This is a genomic window from Candidatus Symbiopectobacterium sp. (assembly GCF_020054415.1).
Taxonomy (GTDB): domain Bacteria; phylum Pseudomonadota; class Gammaproteobacteria; order Enterobacterales; family Enterobacteriaceae; genus Symbiopectobacterium.
In genome coordinates, this window is sequence record NZ_JAHWCO010000294.1 from 1 (window position 1) to 3,143 (window position 3,143).

Annotated in this window: 1 protein-coding gene and 2 pseudogenes; all 3 read right to left on the reverse strand. The window is 51.0% G+C overall.

Features of this window, described 5'->3' with window-relative positions; all coding sequences use genetic code 11:
- A pseudogene (locus QZ506_RS08465) lies at window positions 1–437 on the reverse strand (transposase); the annotation flags it as partial.
- Between the two features lie 40 nt (window positions 438–477).
- Window positions 478–792: a hypothetical protein gene (locus QZ506_RS08470; RefSeq protein WP_291970369.1), complete on the reverse strand. Its 315-nt coding sequence runs from the start codon at window positions 790–792 to the stop codon at window positions 478–480.
- A gap of 376 nt (window positions 793–1,168) precedes the next feature.
- Window positions 1,169–3,079, reverse strand: a pseudogene (locus tag QZ506_RS21530) (AAA family ATPase).
- Window positions 3,080–3,143: the final 64 nt, after the last annotated feature.

Below are 3,143 nucleotides of genomic sequence, written 5' to 3' on the forward strand. Positions count from 1 at the left end.
CCATCACGGCATCGGTGATTTTGGATACCAACGTCGGCGAGACATCAGCGTCATACAGTTCTTTGAACGCGGCAGCGATCTCGCGGGTGGTCATGCCTTTGGCGTACAACGACAGGATCTGGTTGTCCATTCCGGTGATCCTGGTCTGGCTTTTCTTTACCAGTTGCGGTTCGAAGGAGCCGTCCCGATCGCGTGGTGTACGAAGTTCCAGCGGACCATCGCCGGTGGTAACAGTCTTTGTGGAGTAGCCATTGCGCGTGTTAGTTCCAGATTTGGACTGGTACTTCTCATGCCCGAGGTGATGGGTCATTTCAGCATTAAGGGCGGCCTCAACGCTGATTTTTTTTCAGCAGGCGATCGAACTGGCTGAGATCTTCGGGAGTTTTAATATTTTTGGCAAGTTCGTTAGCTAGGGCCTGCAACTGTTTTTCGTCCATAAAGTAACCTGCTTTTGATGTTGGATTGAACATATCAAAATCAGTCAATTACACAATCTCGTGTACAGGCTCGCCCACGGTTGTTACTCTCTTTCTGAAAGTCGTTCGTTAAGAATGTCCAGCGTGCCTTCAATGCGCTGCAAGACTTACCTATCCCCCGCAAATGCATAGCAACTTCATCGATACCCGCCGTTTGCATAAAACCGACAATCAGTTCTGGATGGCTTTTAGCGTAACCGTCACCGAATTTTTCATTGATTTCCCGGATAGCTCTCCACATCCATGTTCCTGCAGTCTCTGTAGCATGGTCCATAAGTTTTTCGGCACTCGGCAATCTTTCGTCTTCGTATGGCATTTCAATTTATCCGTTCTGGTTATTGATAATAGTTTCGCAACGTATTGTGATGGGGTGTTTTCTCATCCACAGGCACCGCGTATGAATATTAACTGAATAAAAATCGTGACTGCTCGGGTGTGACAAACCACTCCCCCCTAAAGGGGGGGAAGGGGAGTGTTATGTCACGCTTCCTGCGCTTGCCGTGGCGTCACGCTTGTTACGCATTAAAAACACTTTTAAATCAATGCGATGAAAAAACCTGTCACTCTGTAACGACTTTGTCAAGCTAGATTTTTTTAAGTTGCCGTCACGGTGAATTTTCATGCACTTTAATTGCATATATTTTTAATATGCATTTTTATGCAAATTCGTGGTTTTTTGCGAAATGGTAAAATTATGCATGTTTCACCTCGTCGAAGTTGGCACTGGGAGTGGCGCATAACGCATACGTGATAAGACCTTCAGTCGTTTCAGTGATATCGTTTTGCTGTATCAGTCGCCGTATCCCTTGGCGGAACGTTGCCTCTTTGCGGCCTTCTTCTATCCATAATTTGCGAAGTTCATCGCGACATATGCGGCCACCTGCATCGTCCAGATGTTCAAGGATCCAGTCTTGGGTTGTAACCTTACCTTCCCGAGCATCGTCTACCGCCATCATCAGCGATTCAATTTCTGCCAGCGGAACATCTTCAAACACGCGCTCGGTGGTTAATATGACCGGGTCATATACATCGCCTTCGGTACTGGTATACTCAGCGTAGTACGCTTCGTTCGCGGCTATAACGGCGTCAGGGAGCTGCACAGTTGGAACCAGATAGCAGAGATAGCAGCGGGTTGGCTGAGCCGGACCGGTACGCTGTTTCTCGTTAATCAGGTTCACCGCATCACCTATGCGCTCTACACGGATGACGGTATCGGTGCTGGCAAAAGCCGCAGAAGAACCGCGCATCCCTTTGCTGCTGTCCTTACCACTATGGTGAACGGGGATCACCGCCGACACCATCTCATTAACAATCAGCGTCGCACCGGCCATGAACTTTGCGATATCACTTGCGCTGTTCTCACCGCCCTGCATCATGGACTGAGACAGGGTATCCACCGCCACCGCCCGTACCTGCTCACTAGTAGCCTGTTAAATTCGCCTGACCTCTTTGATGATGGCACTGACTTTTTCGGGAACAGAGAGATCGACGGCCAACGGCAAGGTATAAAAAAGCTCAACCGGTTTACCCTCGTTGTATTTATCCGCCCAGGCACCAACACGTGGCATAGCGGAACTGCCCCCTTCGGCAGCAACATACAGAACGGCACCACCTTTCAGATTACGACCGGCCCATCGGTGCGTTTTCATCGCTATCCGGCACAATATGGCGATCAAAAAATAGTATTTGAACGACGATGAAGGGCCATAGACCATATTAACCCCCACGGATAACAGCACTTCCACGATGAAATTTCCCGGCTTGCCATATCCGCCTGAGTGAGGGAATGAACGCGGCTTATCCAGTTCTTCTGGATGCACGTTAAAATCCTCTACGCTGGCGACAGAGGATAAGCGCATACGCTCTGCACCGGGATTTATCCAGCCTTCTTTCTGCGCACGGGTAAAGATGGCCTGATAGCCGGTACGATCTGCTTTCAACTCGTCGCTATCCCAGCGGCGTTCAGCCTCTGCACTATCAGCAGCACTGCCGCCCCCCGCAACAGAGTATTTCAGCCACAGCTCTCTGGCCTGGTTTTCAAATTCGGTCCCGATAAACCACGCGAGACGACAGCACATTGACGCCCAGGCGTTATGTCTACCACATTTGGGTTGTGCATCGGCCAGCACGGAGGGATGCCACATTGCCGAACGCAGGTCGTCAACGGTCTGTTGGGTAACGTTATTCAGATCGACGAGACGCGATAAATCATCGCCAGAGTGGTCGGATACGGGGCGGATCGGTAAATCACCCGCCCTTGCCAGCAGGATATCGACGGTAACAGGCGTGCCGCTGAAACGTTCTAATATCGCGTTCTCGTCGGGTCCGTAGAGCATATGGTCAGGGTTATAGACGGAACGGTCCCAGCGGACAGGGTAGTCATCCAGCAGATTGATACACTCCATCAGCCAGTTTTCTGCCGCTGGGCCGAGACGTTTATATTCTTCTGGCGTAACAGGACGGTCCAGCTCCATGCAGATACGCCAGCGCTGTTCGCCGTTAACCGTCGGGTGCAGATGGCTGGGCGTTGAGTAAGTGAAGCATGAGAAGCAGGCCAGTGCGTCGCGCAACGCCCGCCATGCCTCTTCATCGCAGCCGTCCATATCGAGGAACAGCACATCGCGATCACCAGCATTGAGCGCATAACGACCAACGGCAACATCCTTC